We start from the raw sequence: 23313 nt of genomic DNA on the forward strand, positions 1-23313 counted from the left end.
CATCCCCTCCTTAATACCTTATATCCATGAATTTTCTAATAAACATATATCCTATAATCTGACCTGCAATTGCAAGTATAATCATAATTATCCCCAGCGGGTCTGAAAATAATGAAAGTATGTGATCTGGGCTAAAAAGAAATAGAAATACAACAAGTGCAAAGGGAAGAAACATTACAACATATCCAGATAGTCTAGCTTGGGATGTTAGTACCCTTACTTCACCTTTTATCCTATATCTCTCCCTTATGGTGGAAGAAATATTGTCCATTATCTCAGCAAGATTTCCCCCTACCTGCCTGTTTATTATAATTGCAGTAACTAAAAGGTCAAGATCTTCACTTTTTACCCTTTTTACCATATCTTTGAGTGCATCCTCTTGTTTAATTCCAAGTCTCATTTCCTTAATTGTCTTTCCAAATTCTTTGGATATAGGCTTAGGCATCTCTCTAGATATGGTTTCCATAGCTTGCATGAAGCTATACCCAGCTCTTAAAGTACCTGCCATCATATCCATAGTATCAGATATCTGGCTATTAAACATTTCCAGTGTCTTATTTTCCTTATACCTTACATAAAGTACAAATAAAAACGGAACAACAGAAACTACTATTATAGTTCCTAAAAATGAACCCGTTAAAATCATAATTAAGATTCCTGATATTAAAGTTGTGATAAGTCCTGCCATAAAAAATTCTTCAACTGTAAGCAGAATCTCAGCCTGATCAAGCCTTGTATCAATAAGGTCTCTATAGTAAGATAAATTCCCTTTTTCCTTTTCTGATTTTTCTACTTTTTCTCTATATGTTTTTTTCAAATCAACCTTCTGTCTTTTTTTCTTTGCAAGCTCAAAACCATCATCATATCTGTAATTAGATTCATTAAAATATCTATCCAGACGACTGATTGGTCTTCTTTGGTCAAGATAAAGAAAAAGGGATAGGGTCAAGATAAAGACTGTCAGAAAAGCTAAAAAAAGCGACAATACTAGCATGACCAATCCCCCCTCTATGAGAATATACTTTCATCTAAAAATATCCCTGCATCTTTAATATCCTGAAGAACCTTAGGCTTGATTCCAGTGCTTCTAAGGGATGTTTTTAATCTTCCTCTTGTGTCTTTACCCTCTATGTGAATCTTGAATATCTCCTGAAGAGTTATTATATCCTCCTCCATTCCTTGAACCTCCATCACGCTAACTACCTTTCTGGTTCCATCCTTTAGTCTTGATTGGTGAACTATTATGTCAATTGCTGATGCTATCTGCTCTCTTATAGCCTTAAGGGGAAGGTCCATGCCTGCCATAAGCACCATAGTTTCAAGCCTTGCAAGCATATCTCTTGGAGAGTTGGCATGACCTGTAGTTATAGAGCCATCGTGTCCTGTATTCATTGCTTGAAGCATATCAAGTGCCTCTCCAGACCTTACCTCACCTACGATTATCCTGTCAGGTCTCATACGAAGAGCATTACGAACGAGATCTCTAATTACTATCTCACCCTTTCCTTCTATGTTTGGAGGTCTTGACTCAAGCCTTACCACATGTTCTTGATGAAGCTGAAGCTCTGCTGCATCCTCTATACTTACTATTCGCTCATCATCTGGTATAAATGAAGAGATTACATTAAGAGTGGTTGTCTTTCCGCTTCCTGTACCTCCTGATACGAGTATATTTAGCCTTGCCTTTACTGCAGCCTTTAAAAACTCCATGAGCTCTACATTCATTGTTCCCATATCAATCAAATCTTTATCTGTATATGGATCTTTTGCGAATTTTCTTATTGTGAGAATAGGTCCATCTAAAGCTAGAGGAGGTATTATGGCATTTATTCTAGAGCCATCTGGAAGCCTTGCATCAACCATAGGGGATGACTCATCTATCCTTCTACCTATTGGTGCAACTATCTTCTCTATAACCTTCATTAGCTGAGATGTATCCTTAAACCTTACTTTAGTTTTTTCTAGTTTTCCTTCTTTTTCAATATATACATCATAAGGTCCATTTATCATTACCTCTGTTATGGCATCATCTTTTATAAGACCTGTGATTGGTCCATATCCGGTAATATCATTATAAGCTGCATTTATTGTTTCCTCTTTTTCAAGATGAGTTAAAAATATATTGTCCTCTTCCAAAATTTCTTGAAGAAAATCTTGTAATTTCTCTCTTATATCTACAGAATTCAACTCTTTTTTTTCTGTATGTTTTACCAATTTTTCCTGAAGTTTAAGGGTGACCTGATACATCTTATCACTATTATCTTCAACAACAGGAAATGGTGCTTCTTTAGACTTTATTTCTTCAAGTTCCTGTTTTTTTAGTCTATCAATAAGAGCCATTAACTATCCCCCCTTACCCACTGCCCTATCTCTGCTATGCTTTTTGATATTGGTTTCTTCGCCATATCTAGTACAAAAGGCTTCCCCTTGTTTCCAGAGGTTATCACAGTAGCACTGTCCATCGGAATAGTTTTAGATATCTTCTTTTTAAGGGTTCCCTCTACATCCTTCATGCTAACTCCATACTTCTTGTCATTCATATTAAGTATTACCCCGATCTTGTCTTCATCATAATTTAACCTTCTCATTATATCAAGACCGACTCTTGAGTTTTTTATGGCAGGAATATCTATAGTACTAACATATAGTATCTTCGATGAATGATCCATAGCAGAAAGATTTACATCTCCAAAATTTGGCCCTGTATCAACAATAATATAATCATATTTTTCCATAAGAACATTTATTACTTTATCAACACAACTGACTGACACAAAATCTGCCTGTTCAGGTGTTATTGGTGCAGGAAGAACCATTACACTTGATTCATGTCTTATCATATAATCGTCTATGATATCATAGTCAACACCTGATATATCCCTTGTAACATCCACTATAGTACTTTTGGGATTTATATCCATCATTATAGCTATATCTCCTGACATAAGGTCAAGATCAACAATAGCCACTTTGTTGTCATCTACTGAGGCTAAGTATACAGCTAGATTCACAGCTATAGTACTCTTACCTACTCCCCCTTTATTGCTAAATACCGAAATTACCTTCCCTTTTTTATCTCTCATAGCTTATCCCCTCCAGCTAACGATTGATTATATCCTGTCTTATTGTTCCACCTGTTTCTATAGTAGTTTCATCCTCAGGATTTCTAAGTGCAAGATGTATATATCCTGTTTGATTTGCAAATACAAGCTTCTCAGCATCCTTTGGCTCTAGTGATAATGTTATCTTTCTTGAATCTTCTTGAGCATTTTCCTGGGACTGCTCATCTGTAATTTCACTAGATCTGTCTACAGATAAAACAAGGACATTTTGAAGCATATCAGTAGATGCCTCGAGATTAAATATATATGTTGTTTCTGAGCTCACTTCTTTTTCAGATAGATATACAAATACATCCACAAAGTCTCCAGGTCTTATCTGATCGGCTACACCTGATACAGAATCGACTGGAATAGTAATAGCCACATATCCTAGAGGGACTTTGTATGAAAAAAAAGTCCTATCAAGATCAACAAGCCTATCATTTATTATCTGCTCACTTTCAACTATTTTCACAGCTGCATATTTTCCTACAATCTGAGCTTCATCCCTTATAGCACCAGGAAGAATATATTCATCCTGTATCCGTTCCTTTTTTAACATATCAGCAGTAATTTTAGTCCTAGCCTGTATATCTGAATTGGCTACAACTATTTCGCTATATGTGGCAGGGTCCATTCTGGAGATCTCACGTTGAATAAATGTGTATACTGCAAAAACCGTTGCAATTCCTATCAATATAGAGAGTAATATAAGCCTCTTGCTGCCCTTCATCTAAAATCCCCCTATTCTACTAGATTTACTGCTCTCACTCCGTAATCTACTGCTCCAGTGTCTCCTAACCCAAGGGTGACAAATTTTACAAATCTGCCACTTACTTCATCTTTAACTGTATTTTCTTCTTCTCTTAGTTCAAATGCAGCAAAACCAACAATAGTACTTTCTTTTTTACCATTTACGTAAAGTTCGTCTACAATGGGAACTATAATTGTAGCGGGGCTTCCCTCTGCATTAAATAAACTATCTAAACCTTGCTCTGTAGGTCCCGCCATATTTCCGGTTTCTGTATCTATTTGTTTTCCTATCCAGTAGTTACCCGTAGTTCCACTATGAATATTGTCTCTATAAACATTTGCACCATTATCACTATGTCCCTGAAGTAGACCAACTGCACCAAAGTTGCCAGGTCCTAATCTATCATTTTTATCTGCATTTTTTTTATCTCCAACCTTTAAAGTAATAAGTCCTATTTTTTCTGCATCTTCATGGAGTATGGCAAATGGTCTAAGTCCACTAACTACAGATTTTACAGGAGCATTAATTGCTGCTGCACTAACATTTACATCATTATCATTAATTCCTAGAATCCTTGCAAATGAAAATTCAACATTTCTAGTAACCTCCACGGTTATCTTTTGATTAGATTCTGAAAAAGCTATATTTGAAGTAAAAGAGTTATTTATATTTTTATTTAAATAATCTTCAGCAACTGACCTTGCAAGAGCTGTATCGAAAGGGAGCTCTTGGGCTCCTGCTAATGCTGCAGAGTCTGCTGCTGCCTGAAGTCTATTTCTATTTAGAGCCATAGCTCCTACATCTGTAACAAGAGCTGTCATACCAAGAAGCACTACCATAGTGATTGCTATAATAACTAGTATCGAGCCTCTTTCATCTAGATTCTCCTTAAGTCTAAACTCTTTAAACCTAAAAATGAATTTTTTCATATTAATCCCCTCATTCACTTTCAACTCTCATACTTGTCGCAGAATTTACATTAAGAATGCCTCCTGGAGCTATGATGGTTCTTATTATAGGAACTATGAGATTAAGATTATGATTTACCGTAACAGTAACCTCATTTCCATAGGTTCTACTTCCAGATGGATTTATTGTTACAGTTACAGCTCCAAGCGTAGATGCTTTGTCAGTAACTAAAGTATTGATTTCAGCGTTTGACTTTCCAACTGCAGCTGCCCTTGCTCCTTCTCTAGATGCATTTGATACAATTAAATAAGCATTAAACACCCTTCCAAACTCTATGGTGCCAAATACTATGAGAATCACAAGGGGAAGGACTAGTGCTGTTTCCACAAGACTCTGACCCTTTGAATTTTTTATCGGACCAAATATACCTTTCATACTAATCCCACCTAGCTAAAAGTATCTAAAATATCAAATTAGTTTTTTATTTTAAATAATCTTAATATTTCATCTAAGATTTTTAAATTAAAGTTACAAAAATATTTAAACCTTCTGAAAATGAAAATTTGCCTTGCCTTATTATAAGGCAAGGCAAATAATTATTTTTTTTATTTAATATAAATTCTCATTAAAAACCAAATTTACTCTCCTGCTCCACCTAAAGCAGTGCTTATTTTAGTAAAAACTCCATCTATTCCACCCTCAACTAACTGTAATGCTCCTACTAAAACTATAGCTATTAGTGCTATTATCAATGCATACTCAACTAGCCCCTGTCCTTCTTCATCCTTTACAAATCTCTCAATAAACGGATACAATAATGCCTTCATATAATCTAGCATCTCAAGCCCTCCTTTTAATAACCCGTAAAGTAAAGTAAACTATACCTCTTTAGTCTAAATATTGCGAAAATTCCACACCCTAAAAGACTATTTTTATGCATCTGAGGTATTATACAACTAATTGTTAATATATATATACCTAGAGAAAAGTGCATTCAAACAAAAATATTACTATTTTTTAACCAAAACTATAATGTAATTATATTTTACTAAGATTATATATTTTATCATTTGATAATTTCTTTTAAAAAATTAATTTTTTTTACTAAAATAAGGCCGCATATTTGCGGCCTTTTAAAATGGGAGTGTGCAATGCACATGAAATGATGTTTTAGTTTTATTTTAATTATTGAGTGATTAACTCTAGGTCTACTGGAATAAATGATTCTACAGATTCTCCAGCCATAACCTTTGCTGCTGTTTCTATTCCGTGAGAACCTATCATCTTAGGTTGCTGAGCTACTGTTGCAGCAAGCTCTCCAGCTTCAACTGAGCTTACAGCATCATCTGTTGCGTCAAATCCAACTATCAGTATATCTCTTCCACTTGCTTTTACTGCCTCTAGTGCTCCTAGTGCCATTTCATCGTTGTGGGCAAATACTGCATCGATTTCACTTTGAGCCTGAAGTATGTTTTCCATTACTGAAAGTCCTTTTGTTCTATCAAAGTCTGCTGCCTGCTTAGCAACAACTTCTATTTCTGAACCTTCTATCGCCTCATTAAAGCCTTGTCCTCTATCTCTTGCTGCTGACGTTCCTGGTATACCTTCAAGCTCTACAACTTTTCCAGAACCCCCAAGCTGCTCAATTATAAATTCTCCAGCCATTCTTCCACCAGCTACGTTGTCTGATGCAATATGAGATACTACGTCTCCCGATGTAGCTCCTCTATCAAGTGTAATTACAGGTATTCCAGCTTCATTTGCTGCAAGTATTGCAGATGCTACTGCATCTGAATCCGTAGGGTTGATCAGTATGATATCTACTCCTTGAGTTACAAGGTCCTCAACATTTGAAAGCTCTCTTGCTGGGTCGTCTTGAGAATCAAGAACTATAAGGTCAAATCCCATTTCATTTGCTTTTTCCGCCGCTCCATCTCTAAGATCTACAAAGAATGGGTTATTTAGTGTCGATACTACAAGTCCTATAGTACCTCCCTCAGCTGGCTCTTCTGCCTCATTGTCTGCAGGTGGTGCTGGCTCAGGTTCAGTCGTTGTGCACCCTATTAAGGATATTGATAGTGCAAAAAGCAGTGTAAATAAAAGTACAAGTTTTTTCATTTTTTAATTCCCTCCTTATTTTTCTTTTCTATCTAACAATACTGCAATCAGTATGACGATAGCCTTAGCAATCATTTGGTAGTACGCAGATACATTCATTAGATTAAGAGCATTATTTAAAATTCCTATAATTAAGGCTCCTATTATCGTACCTACGACACTTCCTTGACCTCCTGAAAGTGAGGTTCCTCCAAGCACTACTGCTGCAATAGCGTCAAGCTCATATCCTGAGCCTGCTGTAGGTTGGGCAGATACAAGTCTTGCAGTTAATATGATTCCGGCAAGAGCAGATAGCATTCCGTTTATGATATATGCAGAGGCCTTTATTCTATCCGTTCTAAGTCCTGAAAGAGCTGCTGCTTCTTCATTGCCTCCTACCGCATAAAGATGTCTACCAAAGCTTGTGTTCATAAGAAGATGCCAACATACTATAAATATAAATAGCATTACAATTATAGGTACAGGTATTCCAAACATTGCCCCTGCTCCTATATATCTAAAGCCTGAAATAGCATTTGCCCCTGCAACTGATATAGGTCTCCCATCTGTAAATACAAGGGTTGCTCCCCTAAGAAGTGTCATAGTCGCAAGAGTTGCTATAAATGGCTGTACTTTACCTTTTGTTATTATGATGGCGTTAAACAGTCCAGATAGTGCTCCAATCAAAATAGCTACTCCTATACATATAAAGAGATTATACCCAGATGCAAGAAGATAAGCGCACACTGCTGAGCTAAATGCAAGGACAGAGCCTACCGAAAGATCTATCCCCCCTGTAAGAATTACAAAGGTCATACCAGCTGCTATTATTGCATTAATAGAGGTTTGTCTCAATACATTTAAAATATTTGAAGATGTTGCAAACCTTGGACTTATAAATGATATTATTACTGAAAATATCAAAAGTCCAATTAATGGTTTGAGTTTTTCTAATATAAGTTTGTTTTTTTCCTGCATCCTTTGTGCTCCTTTATTTTTAATTACTATGAGAGAATCAGTTTCATTATACTTTCCTGATTGGCATCATTCCTTGAAAGCTCTCCTTTGATTTCTCCTTCATGCATTACTAGTATTCTATCGCTTACTCCAAGTATCTCAGGCATTTCTGATGATATCATTATTATTCCTCTACCTTCTTTTTTGAGATTATTCATAAGCTCATATATTTCGTATTTTGCTCCTACATCTACTCCTCTTGTAGGTTCATCCATGATTAGGACATCTGGATCTTTCATAAGGCCCTTTGCAATGGATGCCTTTTGCTGATTCCCTCCAGAGAGATTCTTAATTTTGTTTTGAAGACTTGATGTCTTGATATTCATTTTATTTCTAAAGGTTTCAGCAACTTCCTTTTCCTTCTTCTTGTCAATTCCAAGGGGCGTATTTACTTTATCTAGGGAAGATAGGGTTATATTGTCCTTGACACTCATTATAAGCACAAGTCCATCCTTTTTTCTGTCTTCTGATATATATGATATCCCAAGGTCGAGTCCTTCTTTTGTAGACTTTGGATTAATTTCCTTTCCTTTTAAAATAATCTCTCCACTGGATTTTGGATATGCACCGTATATGGTTTTTGCAAGCTCTGTCCTTCCAGCTCCTACAAGACCTGCTATTCCAAGTATTTCCCCTTTTTTAAGACTCAAAGATATGTTTTTTACAAACTCATTACTCACATCTTTAAGTTCCAGAAGTACCTCTTTAGAATTTACATCAATATAAGGAAACTGCTCCTTGATATCCCTTCCTACCATCATATTGATAAGGGCCTCTTCATTTATTTCAGATACAGGCTTTTCACCGATATATTTACCGTCTCTTAGCACAGTGACTTTTTCGCATATTTCAAATATTTCCTTAAGTCTATGGGAGATATATATTATTGCTTTGCCTTGTTTTTTTAGTTCATTCACTGCGTCAAATAGTTTGTCTACTTCTTTATCTGTCAAGGCATCTGTCGGCTCATCCATAACGATGATTCTCGCATCAAGGGATAGCGCCTTCGCAATTTCCACCATCTGCTTTGAGGCTATAGAGAGGTTTTTAACCTTTTCATCCGGATCTATATTTACTCCCAGCCTATTTAGCAATTCAGATGTATCTTTTTTTAGCTTGTTTTTATCTATTATTCCAAAAGATTTTTTAGGCTCTCTTCCTATAAATACATTTTCTGCCACTGTCATATTTTCCATCAGATTAAGTTCCTGATGTATTACAGAAATTCCAAAGGCTTGAGAATCATGAACAGTTGATATTTCCACCTTCTTTTCATCTATATATATATCCCCTTCATCCTTTTTGTAAGCTCCTCCAAGGATTTTTATGAGAGTGGATTTTCCGGCTCCATTTTCTCCAAGAAGAGCCATAGCCTCCCCTTCATAACCTCTAAGGGAAACATTATCTAATGCTTTTACACCCGGAAAACTTTTGGATATATTTTCTAACTTTAATATGTTCAAGATTAAAGCTCCTTTCCAATCTAAAAAGCTACTCCTGATTTAAGTATTACATTGGCATAGGGTGAAGCTTCGCCTGTCCTTACAATCGTTTTGGAGTGAAGAGTACGTTTTTTGAATTCTTCATGGGAGATAAAGTTCACCTTTTTATCCCCTAATTTTTCTTTTATAAAATCAAGGATTTCACTATTATTTTCTTTTATTTCCTCCGCTAGTACTATCTCTTCAACCTCCATCTCTAAAAGTATAGCCTCTAGAGTATCTTTAAATGTTGGAATCCCTCTTACTAGCGCAAGGTCAATTCTATTTATATCTTTTGGAATAGGAAGCCCGCAGTCTGCTACTGTTATTTCATCTGTATGTCCAAGCTTAGATATTTCATAGGAAAGCTCAGAATTAATAAGTTTTGTTTTTTTCATAATCTACCTCCAAAATTCTTCAAATTCTTCAATGGTAGGTATCGAGCTTTGAGCTCCGTATTTTGTAACAGATAAAGCAGCAGTTTTTTGTCCAAATACTATAGCTGCTTTTATATCTCCAGTTTTTAGATAATTTGCACAAAACCCTCCAATAAAGCTGTCTCCCGCCGCTGTAGTATCAACTGCTACTACTTTAAACGCGTCGTAATTTATTGATTCACTCGCGGTCACATGAAGGCATCCTTTTTCACCAAGGGTTATGATTACATTTTTTACCCCTTTTTCTATGAGGCTCTTTGCTCCTTCAATCATGCTTTTTTCATCTGTAATCTTCTGTTTGCACAAAGTCTCAAGTTCATGTTCATTTGGTATTATAAAGTCAAGTCCTTTTAGTGCCTCTAGAGATACTTCATCAGCTGGCGCTGGGTTAAGAACTGTAATTTTTCCTTTTGATTTTGCAGCAGCTAATGCATAGCTCACAGTTTCAATAGGTATTTCGTGTTGCAGCACTACTATCTTTGAGTCTTCAATTAGGCTCATGTTTTTATCTATATCTTCTTTTCTCATTTCAAAATTCGCACCAGGAGCTACTATAATAGAGTTTCCTCCATGTTCATCAACAGATATAAGAGCCACTCCTGTAGGGAGATTCTTCTCTTCCTGTAACCCTTTTATATCTACATTACTTGATGACAATGATTCTTTGAGGTTTTTAGCAAATGAGTCATCTCCCACTTTTCCTATCATAAATGTCTTGGCTCCAAGCCTTGAAGCTGCAACAGCCTGATTCGCTCCTTTACCGCCTGGAACTGTGCTAAAGTCCTTTCCAATCACAGTCTCACCCTTTTTAGGAATTTCTTTTACCCTTACTACAAGGTCCATATTGAGGCTTCCTATTACGCATATTCCCATATTCATCTCTCCTATGTGCTTTCCCTTATTACAAGCTCTGTCTCAAGTACTATACTTGTTTTTTCTTTAGAATCTTCTATTGACTCGATAAGAAGCTTTGCAGCCTCAGAGCCAATAGAATATATCGGTTGCTTCACTGTTGTAAGTGCAGGATTCAAGTATGCTGATATATAAATATCATCAAAACCCACTATTTTAACTTCTTGTGGAATTTTAAGTCCTTTTTGAATTACGGCCTTCATAGCACCAATCGCTATCATGTCACTTGCACAAAATATACCATCTATATCATTATGTTTAGTTAGTATTTCCATTGTAGCCTCATATCCATATTCACTTTTAAAGCTTCCAAATCTGCATAGCTCTTTATCAAGCTTTATACCATTTTCCTCTATGGCTTTCACATACCCTTCATATCTATGAACAGATGGAAGAGAAGATTTGGAACCAGCAATTATTGCAATTTTTTTACATCCTCTATCAATTAAATGCTTGGTACCAATATACCCTCCATTTATATTGTTTACGATTATTCTTCCCTTTAAGTTAGGTACATCTATATCTCTATCAACAAGTACAAGTGGTGGGTCCGTCTTTGATATATGTGATATAGCCACTTCAGCAGATGAAGCTGTAAAAATAATCCCATCTACCATCTTCTTTTTGAGTATATCCATATATTGCCTTTCTTTTTTTATATCATCATCTGTATTACATATCATAAGGTTGTAGCCAAGGCTATGAGCCATGTCTTCAGCACCTCTAGTAAGCTCTGGAAAAAAAGGGTTTCTTATGTCAGGGATTATTATTCCTATAGTTTTTGTCTTTTTTGTCACCATGCTCCTTGCTATTGTGCTTGGAACATAGTTTCGTTCCCTCATAATATTATTTACCCTGTCTATTGTCCCTTGACTTATATCCTTATCCTTCTTATTGATGATTTTGGACACCGTTGTTGTAGAGACTCCTGAAAGCCTAGCTATATCCTTGATAGTTGTTTTCATAAAATCCCTTCTTCTATTTTATTGTTAGGTAACCGTTTTAGTAAATCGTTTACCTTGATTCTATCATCTAAGGAAAACATTTTCAATAATAAAAAAAAGCCTTTATAAAAAAATAATTTTAAAAAGGTCAGCATACTGATATTTTCAGTATCCTGACCTTTTTTATTTTATAAATATAATTTTAGTTGATTATGCTTCCTTCTCTACCCTATCTTTTACTTTAAGTACTAGCTTTTCTATTCTTTTGTCGCTAACTGAAATAGCTTCTAAATCCACATGCTCAAATTCTGCATTTTTTATATCTTCTGGATTGCTTAAATCAGGTATTTTACCAAGTGTAGCTAGAAGGAGCCCTCCAATTGTTTCATTGGTATCTGTAGGAAGATCTATGTTTAGCATCTCATTGATATCTGATATACTTGTAAGTCCTTCAATTTCATATATCTCATCGTTGATTTTCACTATTTCTTCCTCTTCAATGATGTCATCATCCTCATCTGATATATCTCCTACTATCTCTTCCACAAGGTCTTCTATTGTTATTATTCCAGAGAATCCACCATATTCATCAATTACTAAAGCCATATGATTTCTCAGCTTTTTCATTTCTAGAAAAAGCTCATCTATACTCATATATTCATGAATAAAATACGGTTTTCTCATTAGAGATCTTATATCTATATTATCAAGGTCTCCTTTTCTTGAAGCTTCAAGAAGATCCTTTATATGAAGTACTCCTATTATATTATCTATTTCCTTCTCATAGACAGGTACTCTTGAATACCTCTCCTCTATTATTCTGTCAATGATTTCTGGTGTTTCATCTTCAATGTTTACAGTAAACACGGATGTCCTTGGGATCATAATCTCCTTAGTCTTTGTCTCGTAGAGTTTTAGGACGTTCTTAATCATTTCCTTTTCAAACAGATTCACTGCTCCTTTTTCTTCCTCTTCATCCAAAATAGTAATAAGCTCATCTTTAAGCATTTCTTCGGTATCTTCTGGATGATCTGCTTTAGCGAAAATGTTTTTTAAACTTCTTCCTCCCGAAATTATACCTAGTGGTGTTCTAAGTATGTCAAAGAAAGTCCTCCCGACGCCGTCTTCCATTCTTTTTTCCCTCCATTTTTTATGTTCTATAAAATACTATTACCATACATTATAACATCTTAACCATAAATTGAACAATTTTTTTGTCCCTTGAAATTCTAAGGTCCGTAGTATTATAATATAAAGATAAAACTTAAATTGAGGTGAGGAAATGAGCAATGTGTTTGACGTACTTAAAGAACGTGGTTTTATAGCCCAAGCTACCCACGAAGATGAGATAAAAGAGCTTTTAGGAAAAGAAAAGGTTGTTTTTTATACTGGCTATGACCCTACCGCTGACAGCCTCCATGTAGGTCATTTTCTTCAAGCAGTGGCTATGAGACACCTTCAGATGGCTGGACATAAGCCTGTGGTCCTTATAGGTGGTGGAACAGCTATGATTGGCGACCCATCTGGAAGAACTGATATGAGGCAGATGATGACTCCTGAAATTATAAAGCACAACGGTGATAGATTCAAAGAACAACTAGGAAGATTTATTGATTTCAGTGATGACAAGGCAATTCTTGTAGACAACGCACAGTGGCTTATGGGACTTACATATATACCTTTTCTAAGGGAAATAGGCCAGCATTTTTCAGTAAATAGAATGCTTACTGCAGAATGTTTCAAATCAAGAATGGAAAAAGGACTATCTTTTCTTGAATTTAACTACATGATAATGCAGGCTTATGATTTTCTTGAGCTAAATAGAAGACATGGATGCACCCTTCAGCTTGGTGGAGATGATCAGTGGTCAAATATTATAGCTGGTACCGACCTCATAAGAAGAAAAGAGCAAAAACAGGCTTTTGGTATGACTTTTAACCTTCTTACTACAGCAGATGGGAAAAAAATGGGAAAGACCATGTCTGGCGCAGTGTGGCTTGATAGAGAAAAAACTTCTCCATACGAGTTTTTTCAGTACTGGAGAAATATAGAGGATGCATCTGTGGAGAAGTGCCTTGCCCTTCTTACATTCCTTCCTATGGATGAAGTTAGAAGACTTGGAAGCCTAGAAGGTTCTAAAATAAATGAAGCTAAAGAAATACTGGCTTACGAAGTTACAAAGCTCGTTCATGGCGAAGAAGATGCAACATCTTCCCTTGAAGCCGCAAGGGCCATATTTGCAAAAGGAAATGTTTCAGATAACGCACCTACTACAGAAATCTCTTCTTCAGACCTTGAGGATGGAATAGGAATTATTGAAATCCTTAGTCTTACTTCTTTGGTTCCTTCAAAAGGGGAAGCTAGAAGGCTAATTGCTCAAGGAGGAATATCTGTAAACGATGTAAAGGTGGACTCCATAGACTACAAATTAGACTCTTCAATGATTAAAGATGGAGTAATAATGATAAAAAAAGGAAAGAAAACCTTCCACCAGGTAAAACCTGTATAAAATGACAAAAGCCAACGCATTGTAAAATTTTACACTACGTTGGCTTTATTTTTTAGTTTTTTTATATACTTTCTTTTGAGGTTATGGAAGGCATAATGATTTTAATTACAGTGCCTTTTCCAATCTCACTTTCTATCTCCATTGTTGAACTATGAATCTTTAAAATCTCATCAACAATAGAAAGTCCAAGGCCACTTCCTGGAGAATTGTGACTTACTTTATAAAATTTCTCTCTTATTTTTTCAATATTTTCTTTTGATATTCCAATTCCTGTGTCAGAAATATTTATTTCTATCTTTTCTTTATATCCTATAGCTTCAAGATGAATAGTCCCTCCTTGAGGTGTAAACTTTAGAGCATTTGCAAGGAGATTGATAAATACCTGTCTTATTCTATTTACATCACCCATTACAAAGGTCTCTTCCCCTTGGGAATTGCAGGTAAGATTAATTCCTTCTGCTCTTGGTATAAACTGCTTATAAACCTCTTCAAGTACCTTTTTAGGACTCATAGGTTTCATATTTACTCTCATGGTAGTTGATTCAAGCCTCGAAAAATCAAGAAGTTCTTCAACTATATCCTTGAGCCTATCGGTTTCTCCAGAAATTATATTAAGCCCTATATCAAGCTCACTGTTTTTTTCTATATCTCCAGCAAGTAGAGTTTCGGACCATCCCTTTATTGAAGTAAGAGGAGTTCTTAGTTCATGGGAAATTGAGGATATGAAGTCAATTTTTAGTTTGTCAGCCTTTAAAATCTCTTCTGCCATAAAGTTCATAGTATCTGAAAGCTGACCTATCTCATCATCATACATCTTAATTGCTTTTTTCTCAAAATCCCCTAGAGCCATATGCTTTGCAACTGTATTTAACTGTTTGATTGGATTTACGATAGACTTGGATATTATTATAGCCATGACCATAAAAAAGAGTATCACGGTAAACCCAAGCAAAATACCTCCAAGGACATACTGCCTTACCTCTTTATATACGCTATCAAGTGATACAGTAAATCTTATAGCCCCATCAATTTGATTATATCTGACAAGAGGCCTAGTTGCAGACATTATCCGTTCACCTGTGACTTCGCTTTTTCCTTCATATATTACAAGTCTATTTTCAAATGCCGCCTTTACATCCTCAGATTCTATAGGTACTGGATCTGAAAATCCATTTGAGTCCATTATAACTGTAGCGTTTGAATCTAGTATCTGAATCAAAAACTTAGAATCATAGGAAGACATAGAATTTTCAAAAAGGAACTTGGATTTTTCTTGGGCTGTAGAGTAATTAAAGTATCTATTTAAAAACTCTGAGGTCATAGTTACCCTATCTCTTAAAATTTGTTCTACTCCTCCAAAGTAATAGTTTTGAACAAATATCACAAAAAAGACTTCAAGAACTATAACTGTTGCTATTACTATAGCTCCAAAATTTATTATTATCCTGCTCCTTATACTTGATCTAACTTTCATCCTCTTCCCACCTATATCCATATCCCCATACAGTCTTGAGGTAACAAGGATTGGCAGGGTCCTTTTCTATTTTTTTTCTGATTCTTCTCATATTTACGTCAACCACCTTCAAGTCTCCAAAGTAATTTTTTCCCCAGATTTCATTTAATATCTGGTCTCTGCTTAGAGATTTTCCCTTATTTCTCATAAAAAGATCAAGTATTTCAAACTCCTTTGGAGTAAGCTCGATTTCTTTATCACTTTTATAGAATTTTCTATCTGATAGCTTTAGTGTAAAATGTCCACTTCTAATTTCGTCTTTTTCATAATCTACAACATCACTCAAGGAGATTCTTCTTGTAAGTGATTTTATTCTTGCCACAAGTTCTGTAGGGCTAAACGGCTTGCTTATATAATCATCTGCTCCATACTCAAGTCCTAAAACCTTATCCTGCTCTTGAGTTCTTGCTGTAAGCATTATGATTCCAATTGAAGGGCTTTTTTCTCTAAGTCTTTTAAGGACTTCAAAGCCATCTATCCCAGGTAGCATTACATCAAGTATAGCTAACCTTATATCATTATTTTTTTCAAAAACTTCTACTGCTTCTTCCCCTGTAGATGCTTCGAAAACCTCATAGCCTTCTCGCTTTAGGTTTATAGTTACAAAGCTTCTTATGGAGTATTCATCTTCTAATACTAATATCTTCAAAGGGTTCACTCCTTATTTTAAAGTCCTATTGGCTTGGTTACATTGGAAAGATTGAGTATATCTGATCTCATCCTCAAATAAAGTGCCTTATCTTCTTCATTTAAGTCTTCAGAAAAGTCTTCGACTCGTCCTCCGGTTATCTCTTCACTACTTTCAGATATTACTTGAAGGACTTGCTCTGTCTGCTCCCACTCTGATTTATTCATGATTCTTATCTCAGAAAGCAGATGAGGGTTATTTTGAGAGTCTATAAAATTAACTCTTAGCACTCTTTCTTCATCATCTTTTTCAAGAGTATATCTTGATGTGAAGCTTTCAGGTATTTCAAATAAAAAGCCCATCCTATAATCTTCGTATATCTGTTTGCTGAGTTTTAAGGTTCCTTCATTTGTTATATTATAGTAGCTTTTCACCCAAGGCTTTGAGGGTTCGTACATATTTTTCCCATCTGGAGGTAAGAATGGGAATCCTATCTCCATTATTCCATTTGAGTCCATATCTTTACTTTGAACTGGAAATACCTTTTTAGGAAGAGAAAGTCCGAGAACCTCCACACTGTCCTTTAAGCTTTTATCAGTGTAAAAAAACACCTCTGTCTTTCCTTCTTGCCCACCTATAAAGGAATCTACAAATATCGCCTTCTTATCATCATATATTCCGCTTATCTTAATAGAATATGGCTCAGTCCCTGGATATAAACCTGTTTCTGCCATCCTATTCATTTTTTCGTCTTTATAGTTCATAACTCTTAGTCTATTTTCAAGGGTTGTAGTATCCTGATATGTCACTACTACCTCGTAAAATCCATCTCCATTTATATCATATACATCGCCTGCTAGATATGGCATCTCTACTATAGGCTCAATACTATCCCCATTGAATCCAAGAATAGTAAGTTTTTTGCCATAGCTAAACTGTTCATCCCCTTGTGTTCCGATTATTATCTCTCTCTTTCCATCTCCATCAAGGTCCTTTATGCTGTACTGAAGTATCTCAAAGGATTTTAGCTTTATGTCTGCAATACTACTCCAAACACCATTTTTTTCCCTTAAAACCATGATCCCTATAAGCTTAGTGCTTTTATCTCTGTAAAATGCTATAAGCTCCTCTGTGCCGCTTCCATCCAAATCTCTCTTTGTAAAGGCATCTTCCTTTTCTATTTCGTCGAGAGCAGGAAGTACAGTAAATGTAGCATTTGCAGGGAGGAATTTTTCCATAGCATCTTTCATGCCCTTTTTCTCCAAATTAAGCTCTGGAGGATGTAGTAGCTCTTCTGGTGTAGCGACTCTTGTGCAGCCAGAGAGGACTGTCCCTAAAAAGGTCACTAAAAGAACTGTTTTTAAAAAATTTTTCACTATTAAAGCACCCTTCCATATAAGTCCCAGATATCATTATCTTAGCTTTACTCCTGTGTATATGAGTACCATCATCACAACAGGTCTTACTACACCTTCTTCAAAGCCATAGATTCCGCTTGAAAATCCAAGTATCGAAAGAGATATCTGAGAAATTAAAAAACCGTAAAACCCAATTTTTTTTCCTAGAAATAGCATACCGAGAAAAAGTACATTAATCAATGTCAAAATAATTACGGAAAATACTATGAAATTTCCTCCAAGTAGATTTGCCGCTTCAGAGAAAGAAAATACAAGGGGTAAAATCTGTATAATATTCACAATAGCAAATATAGGAATGACAATTTTTAGCCATTTATTCACTTCAAAAGCAGCTTTATGATGCTCCATAAGTTGGGGACTCCTTTCTTAAGACCTCTCCTTTAAACATAAATACAAACATTGATGTAGCTATAAGATAAAGTCCCACAGTAAAGTAATAAGGCATATTATAGCTATAGTTTTCCATTATAAATCCCCCTACAGATATCCCGAGAGCTCTAGTGAGATTTCCAGAAAGAGACATAAGACTTGAAAGATTAGCTCTGTCTAATGGATGAACCATTTCCATACCAATATTTTGTATCAAAGGAAAAGCCATATTCATAAGAGATGACCTCATAAAAAAAGATATTGCTATAAGCAGTATTCCTTGTGGAAAGGCTATCGATATCAAAAATGGTATTGATAAAAGTTGACAAAGCACTATTGCTCTATGTGCTCCTATTTTCCCTACGAGGACCGGAATAAGCAGCCCTCCAAGTACACATCCAAACTGAGAAAATGAGAGTATCGAGCCTACTATAGAATCATCTACATTTAGGGAATATTTTAGGTATACGCTAAAAAAAGGGACCACCATCCCTGCACCCATCCCTATAGTTCCATTAAAAAGAAGGAACCTGTTAGCAGACTTACTACTTATAAGTATATTTTTGTATCCTAATAGATATTCAGATACGGTTCTTCTATGTATTATTTTATTTTCATGAAGCATTAGCACTGGAATAGCTGCAATTAAAACTATAAATCCTCCCATAGAAAGGACAGCGGACAACGCTCCAACTGAACCTAGATAATTCGACAAAAAATCCGAGATAAAACCGCCCATTAGATTAGAGCTCGTCATACCCAGGTTCATTGCTGTAAAATTCATGCTAAAAGCAAGGACTCTGCTCTCTATAGGAGCGTTTTCAGTTAGAAACATTGCTTCAACTGTATTTTTTATGGCATATCCAAAGCCGCTAAGTATACCCATCATTATTATGAGGTATGAGGAATCTACTTTTACCATAAGAAGCATTCCAAAAAAAAGCCCGAAGATTCCAATCAATATGCTTTTTTTCTTTCCTATCCGCCCTACAAGATATGCTCCAAAAACTGAAAATATTGCTGTAGACAGAGTGTGAGAAGACAGCATTTTTCCTACAAAATTTTCTCCATAACCTACCTCTTTAAGATATAAAGCTGCAAACATCATAAATATCCCATATGCAAAGGATATTAGAAGATTCGCAGTGAGATAGAGGTTTATATTTTTTCCAAGCCCCTTTTTTTCTCCCTGATCCATTTTTTCCCCCTTGATTCAAATTATCAGTCTACATTTCCTTCCATAAGCTTATCATTTAGAGAATCCCCTACATTGAATTCGTCCTCGGAAAATTCTTCCTCTTCTTCAAGCATTTCTTCATCTAGGATTTCTTCCATCACTTCCTCTTCCTCTTCTGCTTCTATCCCTAATATCTCTTCTTCTATCTCTTCACTTTCAAAACCTGAATCTATGCTTGTAAGCTTTGCGCTATTTATAAGAGGGGGTAAAAAAAGTATTGCAAGTGCTAGTATTAGAGCCGTTATAATAAACTTGCTTTGTTCATCCAGCTTGTCCTCTTTTTTCATAAAATCAATTCCCTTCGTCTTCAACAGGTCTTATCCCTCTATATAAGTTCCTCATCAACGCTCTAGTTTTTTCTCTATCATGTTCAAAATACCAAGCACCATTTTCTAATCTGTCTTCTCCTGGTAGGCTATATGCATTTATATCTGTGTCATTCATATTCAAAGCTTTTGTTCCATAGTAAAGTGCTTCTGTTAATGTAAGACTTGTTTTTGTATTTTGAAGTCCCGTACTTATAACATTTGGAAGTCTTATTGGATTCATTGCTTTTTTCATCGCAACCATTACAAATTCTTGCTGCCTGCTTATTCTTCCTAAATCCCCTTCTCCCCCTGCAGCTCCAGAGTTATTTTTTCTCCATCTTAGGTATTTTACAGCATCTTCTCCATCAAGAAGCTTTTTACCCTTTTCAAATCTTATTTTTAAAGGGGGAGTATCATAAGGGTCATCATAAACCATTCTAAATGGTATATCTACTTCTACCCCACCTATAGAGTCCACAATCTCTCTAACACCTTTGTAATCCACAACAGCATAATTGTGAATAGTTACTCCAAGTATTTTTGATACTGCCTCTGCAGTTCCTTTTATTCCGCCTCGTCCTTCTGGATAGCCATATACTGAGTTTATTTTTTTCCTAGCCGGGTCTCTATATCCGTATAAATCTATATAGGTATCTCTTGGGATAGATATTATATCAAGCATATTATCTTCCTGATCGTAGCTAAGAACCATCAAGGTATCTGTCCTTACTCCATCTATTCCTACAAGAAGTATATTAACCCTTCTCGTTTTTCCGTATCTTTCGTCAAGCTCTCTTTGCTCCTTTTCCTCTGCGGTTTCGATTTCTTCTACTTCCTCTATCTCTTGCTCTTGGTATATTGCTTCAAATTCCTCAAATGAGGTAGCGTTATAGTACCTGTTTATTGCAAAAATACCTCCACCGAGGATAGCCCCAAATACCCCTAAAAAAATAACAAGATATTTCAAATACTTTTTCAAATAAACCACCTTTATCCTATTTATTATTTTTCTGTCTCATTATTCTTTTTTTGTTTTTCACTATTTTTTGTCTCTTTGCTATTTATGCTATCTTTTTACTATTCATGTTCTATTCCTATTTTACTGCTAATTAACTGTTGCGTAAATGAAAAAGGCACAATTGTAATCTACCTGTAGCAAGTAATCTAAAAACTTTATTTTTAAAATCAAAAGACAGGTACCTTAAAGATACCTGCCCTAAGTCTTTATTATATTTTGAACATTTTTAGCTTACTCATAAGTTCTCCCGAAAGCCTGCTCAGACGAGATGCGCTTTCTGCAACCTGCTCTACTGCTTCTGCCTGTTGCTGCATTGATGCTGTAACCTCTTCTGATGCTGCAGCAGTTTCTTCAGATACTGCAGATATATTTTCCATAGAGCTTACTATGGTTTCCTTTTCTGTCTTTAGGTCGTCTATCTGTCTTGTAATTGATTTTATCTTCTGAACCACATTTCCTATTGATTTTGATATTTCTATAAAAGCAAGATTCACTTTTTCCACAGATGATTCCTGCTCATCATATATAGTCTTTACCTCGCTCATTATATCTACTGTATTTTTACTATCATACTGGATTTGGTCAAGTATAACTTTTATTTCGTGGGCTGCTCTATCTGAGCCTTCAGCCAGTTTTCTGATTTCATCTGCTACAACAGCAAACCCTTTTCCTGCTTCTCCTGCTCTAGCTGCTTCTATAGATGCATTTAATGCAAGCAGATTTGTCTGGCTTGATATTGCGGTTATTGTCTCAAGTATTGCATTTATGGAGTTAGCACTTTTATCAAGCTCAACTATAGCCGCTTCTACTCTTTCTGTGGATGACTTAGTTATCTCACTTGTCTTTTTAAGTTCTTCAAGACTCCTAACACCTTCTTTATTTACCTCTATAGTGCTTTTTGCATCCTCATCCATACCTTCACTACTTAGTGAAAGCTCTTCAAATTTAAATGAAAGGGTATTTGCTACCTTTACTCCCTTTTCTGTCTCTTCAGCTTGCTCCGATGCTCCCCTAGCGATTTCCTCTACTGTGTTTGCAACCTCTGTAGATGATGCACTGGTCTGCTGAGAAAATGCCGCCAGATTTTCAGAAGCATTTCGTACCTCTTCACTAACCTGAATTGTGGATACCATAAGATCCTTAACCTTTTCTATCATCTCATTAAAGCTCTGTGATAGACTTCCTATTTCATCTTTTGATTTTACATCCATTCTAACTGTAAAATCCCCTTCTTTTACAAGGCTCATCTTATTTTCAATTTCTTTTATAGGTTTTGAAATATATCTAGATGCAAGTATACCTATACCTATTGCTATTAGAAAAGCTATTCCCCCGATAATTGTGGTGTTTAGTGTCATATCATTTGTTATATCTGTTATCTCGCTATAGGATATGCTGTTTACAAGATACCAGTCCATACTGCTAAATCTTCTAACTATCTCAAACCTTCTATCTCCAGTTTCATCGCTATAATCTCTTTGAGCTCTTTCATCTGATTTAATATGAGCTAGCTGCTCATCTGAAACCTTCTGCCCAAGCATTTCTGGGTCTTCATGTGCTATTATAGAGCCATCTGATGCTACTATATATGCCTTTCCAGACTCTCCTAACTTTAATTGCTTTACAAGCTCAGTAAAGTAGTCTAGATAAAGATCAATTGCCATAATTCCAATGATTAGGTTGTCATCTTCATTGTCGTATACAGGAATTGAAGCCGTCACTACTATAGCTCCAGTATTTGCATCTGGATATGGATCAGTCCATACAAGTTCTTTAGAACTCATTCCGTCTTCATACCAAGGTCTTGTCCTTGGGTCATATCCCTCTGGAAGACCTGGATCTGGGTATATTAGCATAGATCCTTCCTCAGTTCCTATATAAATATTGGATACATCTGGATTAACCTTTAGATAATCGTCAAAGGCATCCAGAAGAAAAAACTCAAACTCCGGATTAGAAACTATAGTTCTAGCATTGTAATTTTGGCTCACAAGCTGCAAACCTTTTCCATAACCTTCAAGTAGATTTTCAAGAGAAGCAGTCGTTGCTCCATTGATCTCATTCATAGCATTTACATATTGCTCAGTCATTACAGATTTCGTAGTGCTAGCAGTCCTATAACCCACTATAAGAAGTGGCAAAGTTATTAACAAAATAAGTCCTAACACCATTTTCTGTCCTATTTTCAGCCTCATAAATTCATCTCCCCACGTAATAGATTTTCCAAATTCTTCATTTTTAATTTTATATATAACTCTTTACATTATATATGTCTACTTATCATTTGTCATGTATGAAATTTTAATAATAATTCCAAATGAGTTTGATTTAAAATTTTAAGCTATATTATATTTCGACATTTTATGACAATCACTTTAGTATATTTAAACCAATTATTCCCGAAAAAGCCCAAGCAAACAGGACTTTTTTGCTACTAATTTTCAGTAAACTATATAACCCTTGGAAAATCTATATTTTATTTCGTAAATAAAAATATTTTAGTTTAAATTTTTTTACTTTTTATGTAATTTTTCTTTTGTTAATTTTTTGCTTTGTTATACGCATTAAAAAGGGGCTGTCGGGAAATAGCCCCTTTCTAAAAAGCGACTTTGTCGCTTTTTTTAATTCTTAAAAAAATATAAAAAAAAGGCAGCAAATTAA

Annotated in this window: 23 protein-coding genes; 1 reads left to right on the forward strand and 22 read right to left on the reverse strand. The window is 35.4% G+C overall.

What is annotated here, in order from left to right; genetic code table 11:
- Positions 1 to 10: 10 nt before the first annotated feature.
- From J2Z35_RS10435 to J2Z35_RS10500, 14 genes are all read right to left on the reverse strand, one after another.
- Positions 11 to 994, reverse strand: coding sequence for a type II secretion system F family protein (locus tag J2Z35_RS10435; RefSeq protein ID WP_209661350.1), 984 nt, complete (start codon positions 992 to 994; stop codon positions 11 to 13).
- A 14-nt stretch (positions 995 to 1008) separates the two neighbouring features.
- On the reverse strand, positions 1009 to 2340 hold the full coding sequence (locus J2Z35_RS10440) for a CpaF family protein (RefSeq protein ID WP_209661351.1): 1332 nt from the start codon (positions 2338 to 2340) through the stop codon (positions 1009 to 1011).
- On the reverse strand, positions 2340 to 3083 hold the full coding sequence (locus J2Z35_RS10445; protein WP_209661352.1) for an AAA family ATPase: 744 nt from the start codon (positions 3081 to 3083) through the stop codon (positions 2340 to 2342). The genes J2Z35_RS10440 and J2Z35_RS10445 overlap by 1 nt, the downstream gene beginning before the upstream one ends.
- 16 nt (positions 3084 to 3099) lie before the next feature.
- Positions 3100 to 3834, reverse strand: coding sequence for a Flp pilus assembly protein CpaB (gene cpaB, locus J2Z35_RS10450; protein ID WP_209661353.1), 735 nt, complete (start codon positions 3832 to 3834; stop codon positions 3100 to 3102).
- Positions 3835 to 3845: 11 nt separating this feature from the next.
- Positions 3846 to 4784 (reverse strand): pilus assembly protein TadG-related protein, encoded by a 939-nt coding sequence (locus J2Z35_RS10455; protein ID WP_209661354.1) that lies wholly within the window; start codon positions 4782 to 4784, stop codon positions 3846 to 3848.
- Positions 4785 to 4794: 10 nt separating this feature from the next.
- Positions 4795 to 5199, reverse strand: a complete 405-nt coding sequence (locus J2Z35_RS10460) for a TadE/TadG family type IV pilus assembly protein (RefSeq protein ID WP_209661355.1) — start codon at positions 5197 to 5199, stop codon at positions 4795 to 4797.
- A gap of 203 nt (positions 5200 to 5402) precedes the next feature.
- On the reverse strand, positions 5403 to 5603 hold the full coding sequence (locus J2Z35_RS10465; protein WP_245330857.1) for a Flp family type IVb pilin: 201 nt from the start codon (positions 5601 to 5603) through the stop codon (positions 5403 to 5405).
- A gap of 346 nt (positions 5604 to 5949) precedes the next feature.
- Positions 5950 to 6882 carry a ribose ABC transporter substrate-binding protein RbsB gene (rbsB, locus tag J2Z35_RS10470; protein WP_209661356.1) on the reverse strand — a complete coding sequence of 311 codons (933 nt, stop codon included), beginning with the start codon at positions 6880 to 6882 and terminating at the stop codon, positions 5950 to 5952.
- A gap of 15 nt (positions 6883 to 6897) precedes the next feature.
- Complete coding sequence (gene rbsC, locus J2Z35_RS10475) at positions 6898 to 7839, reverse strand: ribose ABC transporter permease (RefSeq protein WP_209661357.1); 942 nt, start codon at positions 7837 to 7839, stop codon at positions 6898 to 6900.
- Between the two features lie 26 nt (positions 7840 to 7865).
- Positions 7866 to 9341, reverse strand: a complete 1476-nt coding sequence (locus J2Z35_RS10480) for a sugar ABC transporter ATP-binding protein (RefSeq protein WP_245330858.1) — start codon at positions 9339 to 9341, stop codon at positions 7866 to 7868.
- Between the two features lie 20 nt (positions 9342 to 9361).
- Positions 9362 to 9757 (reverse strand): D-ribose pyranase, encoded by a 396-nt coding sequence (gene rbsD, locus J2Z35_RS10485; RefSeq protein ID WP_209661358.1) that lies wholly within the window; start codon positions 9755 to 9757, stop codon positions 9362 to 9364.
- A gap of 3 nt (positions 9758 to 9760) precedes the next feature.
- Positions 9761 to 10669 carry a ribokinase gene (gene rbsK / locus J2Z35_RS10490; RefSeq protein ID WP_209661359.1) on the reverse strand — a complete coding sequence of 303 codons (909 nt, stop codon included), beginning with the start codon at positions 10667 to 10669 and terminating at the stop codon, positions 9761 to 9763.
- A gap of 11 nt (positions 10670 to 10680) precedes the next feature.
- Positions 10681 to 11673, reverse strand: a complete 993-nt coding sequence (locus tag J2Z35_RS10495; protein ID WP_209661360.1) for a LacI family DNA-binding transcriptional regulator — start codon at positions 11671 to 11673, stop codon at positions 10681 to 10683.
- 189 nt (positions 11674 to 11862) lie between these two features.
- Positions 11863 to 12783 (reverse strand): hemolysin family protein, encoded by a 921-nt coding sequence (locus J2Z35_RS10500; RefSeq protein WP_209661361.1) that lies wholly within the window; start codon positions 12781 to 12783, stop codon positions 11863 to 11865.
- A gap of 151 nt (positions 12784 to 12934) precedes the next feature.
- Between J2Z35_RS10500 and tyrS the strand changes: the two genes are divergently transcribed.
- The gene (gene tyrS, locus J2Z35_RS10505; RefSeq protein ID WP_209661362.1) at positions 12935 to 14161 is read left to right on the forward strand and encodes a tyrosine--tRNA ligase; all 1227 of its coding nucleotides are present in this window, start codon (positions 12935 to 12937) and stop codon (positions 14159 to 14161) included.
- Positions 14162 to 14222: 61 nt separating this feature from the next.
- On the opposite strand, the gene J2Z35_RS10510 is transcribed toward tyrS, so the two are convergent.
- From J2Z35_RS10510 to J2Z35_RS10545, 8 genes are all read right to left on the reverse strand, one after another.
- On the reverse strand, positions 14223 to 15635 hold the full coding sequence (locus J2Z35_RS10510) for a sensor histidine kinase (protein WP_245330859.1): 1413 nt from the start codon (positions 15633 to 15635) through the stop codon (positions 14223 to 14225).
- Positions 15625 to 16323 carry a response regulator transcription factor gene (locus J2Z35_RS10515; protein ID WP_209661364.1) on the reverse strand — a complete coding sequence of 233 codons (699 nt, stop codon included), beginning with the start codon at positions 16321 to 16323 and terminating at the stop codon, positions 15625 to 15627. The genes J2Z35_RS10510 and J2Z35_RS10515 overlap by 11 nt, the downstream gene beginning before the upstream one ends.
- 17 nt (positions 16324 to 16340) lie before the next feature.
- Positions 16341 to 17678, reverse strand: a complete 1338-nt coding sequence (locus tag J2Z35_RS10520) for an FG-GAP repeat domain-containing protein (RefSeq protein WP_209661365.1) — start codon at positions 17676 to 17678, stop codon at positions 16341 to 16343.
- 36 nt (positions 17679 to 17714) lie between these two features.
- Positions 17715 to 18068, reverse strand: coding sequence for a hypothetical protein (locus tag J2Z35_RS10525; RefSeq protein WP_209661366.1), 354 nt, complete (start codon positions 18066 to 18068; stop codon positions 17715 to 17717).
- On the reverse strand, positions 18055 to 19287 hold the full coding sequence (locus J2Z35_RS10530) for an MFS transporter (protein WP_209661367.1): 1233 nt from the start codon (positions 19285 to 19287) through the stop codon (positions 18055 to 18057). Before J2Z35_RS10530 ends, J2Z35_RS10525 begins: the two co-directional genes overlap by 14 nt.
- A 23-nt stretch (positions 19288 to 19310) precedes the next feature.
- Entirely contained in the window at positions 19311 to 19637 is a 327-nt protein-coding gene (locus tag J2Z35_RS10535) for a hypothetical protein (RefSeq protein ID WP_209661368.1), read from the reverse strand.
- Positions 19618 to 20613: an LCP family protein gene (locus J2Z35_RS10540; protein ID WP_209661369.1), complete on the reverse strand. Its 996-nt coding sequence runs from the start codon at positions 20611 to 20613 to the stop codon at positions 19618 to 19620. The genes J2Z35_RS10535 and J2Z35_RS10540 overlap by 20 nt, the downstream gene beginning before the upstream one ends.
- Before the next feature lie 248 nt (positions 20614 to 20861).
- Positions 20862 to 22847 carry a methyl-accepting chemotaxis protein gene (locus J2Z35_RS10545; RefSeq protein ID WP_209661370.1) on the reverse strand — a complete coding sequence of 662 codons (1986 nt, stop codon included), beginning with the start codon at positions 22845 to 22847 and terminating at the stop codon, positions 20862 to 20864.
- Between the last annotated feature and the right edge of the window lie 466 nt (positions 22848 to 23313).

This window comes from Acetoanaerobium pronyense (assembly GCF_017874355.1).
Classification (GTDB): domain Bacteria; phylum Bacillota; class Clostridia; order Peptostreptococcales; family Filifactoraceae; genus Acetoanaerobium; species Acetoanaerobium pronyense.

Bases quoted from the DNA above. Each gene is read 5' to 3' on its own strand.
- J2Z35_RS10435 (WP_209661350.1), bottom strand. From the start codon at position 994: ATGCTAGTATTGTCGCTTTTTTTAGCTTTTCTGACAGTCTTTATCTTG.
- J2Z35_RS10440 (WP_209661351.1), bottom strand. From the start codon at position 2,340: ATGGCTCTTATTGATAGACTAAAAAAACAGGAACTTGAAGAAATAAAG.
- J2Z35_RS10445 (WP_209661352.1), bottom strand. From the start codon at position 3,083: ATGAGAGATAAAAAAGGGAAGGTAATTTCGGTATTTAGCAATAAAGGG.
- cpaB (WP_209661353.1), bottom strand. From the start codon at position 3,834: ATGAAGGGCAGCAAGAGGCTTATATTACTCTCTATATTGATAGGAATT.
- J2Z35_RS10455 (WP_209661354.1), bottom strand. From the start codon at position 4,784: ATGAAAAAATTCATTTTTAGGTTTAAAGAGTTTAGACTTAAGGAGAAT.
- J2Z35_RS10460 (WP_209661355.1), bottom strand. From the start codon at position 5,199: ATGAAAGGTATATTTGGTCCGATAAAAAATTCAAAGGGTCAGAGTCTT.
- J2Z35_RS10465 (WP_245330857.1), bottom strand. From the start codon at position 5,603: ATGCTAGATTATATGAAGGCATTATTGTATCCGTTTATTGAGAGATTT.
- rbsB (WP_209661356.1), bottom strand. From the start codon at position 6,882: ATGAAAAAACTTGTACTTTTATTTACACTGCTTTTTGCACTATCAATA.
- rbsC (WP_209661357.1), bottom strand. From the start codon at position 7,839: ATGCAGGAAAAAAACAAACTTATATTAGAAAAACTCAAACCATTAATT.
- rbsD (WP_209661358.1), bottom strand. From the start codon at position 9,757: ATGAAAAAAACAAAACTTATTAATTCTGAGCTTTCCTATGAAATATCT.
- rbsK (WP_209661359.1), bottom strand. From the start codon at position 10,669: ATGGGAATATGCGTAATAGGAAGCCTCAATATGGACCTTGTAGTAAGG.
- J2Z35_RS10495 (WP_209661360.1), bottom strand. From the start codon at position 11,673: ATGAAAACAACTATCAAGGATATAGCTAGGCTTTCAGGAGTCTCTACA.
- J2Z35_RS10500 (WP_209661361.1), bottom strand. From the start codon at position 12,783: ATGGAAGACGGCGTCGGGAGGACTTTCTTTGACATACTTAGAACACCA.
- tyrS (WP_209661362.1), top strand. From the start codon at position 12,935: ATGAGCAATGTGTTTGACGTACTTAAAGAACGTGGTTTTATAGCCCAA.
- J2Z35_RS10510 (WP_245330859.1), bottom strand. From the start codon at position 15,635: ATGAAAGTTAGATCAAGTATAAGGAGCAGGATAATAATAAATTTTGGA.
- J2Z35_RS10525 (WP_209661366.1), bottom strand. From the start codon at position 18,068: ATGGAGCATCATAAAGCTGCTTTTGAAGTGAATAAATGGCTAAAAATT.
- J2Z35_RS10530 (WP_209661367.1), bottom strand. From the start codon at position 19,287: ATGGATCAGGGAGAAAAAAAGGGGCTTGGAAAAAATATAAACCTCTAT.
- J2Z35_RS10545 (WP_209661370.1), bottom strand. From the start codon at position 22,847: ATGAGGCTGAAAATAGGACAGAAAATGGTGTTAGGACTTATTTTGTTA.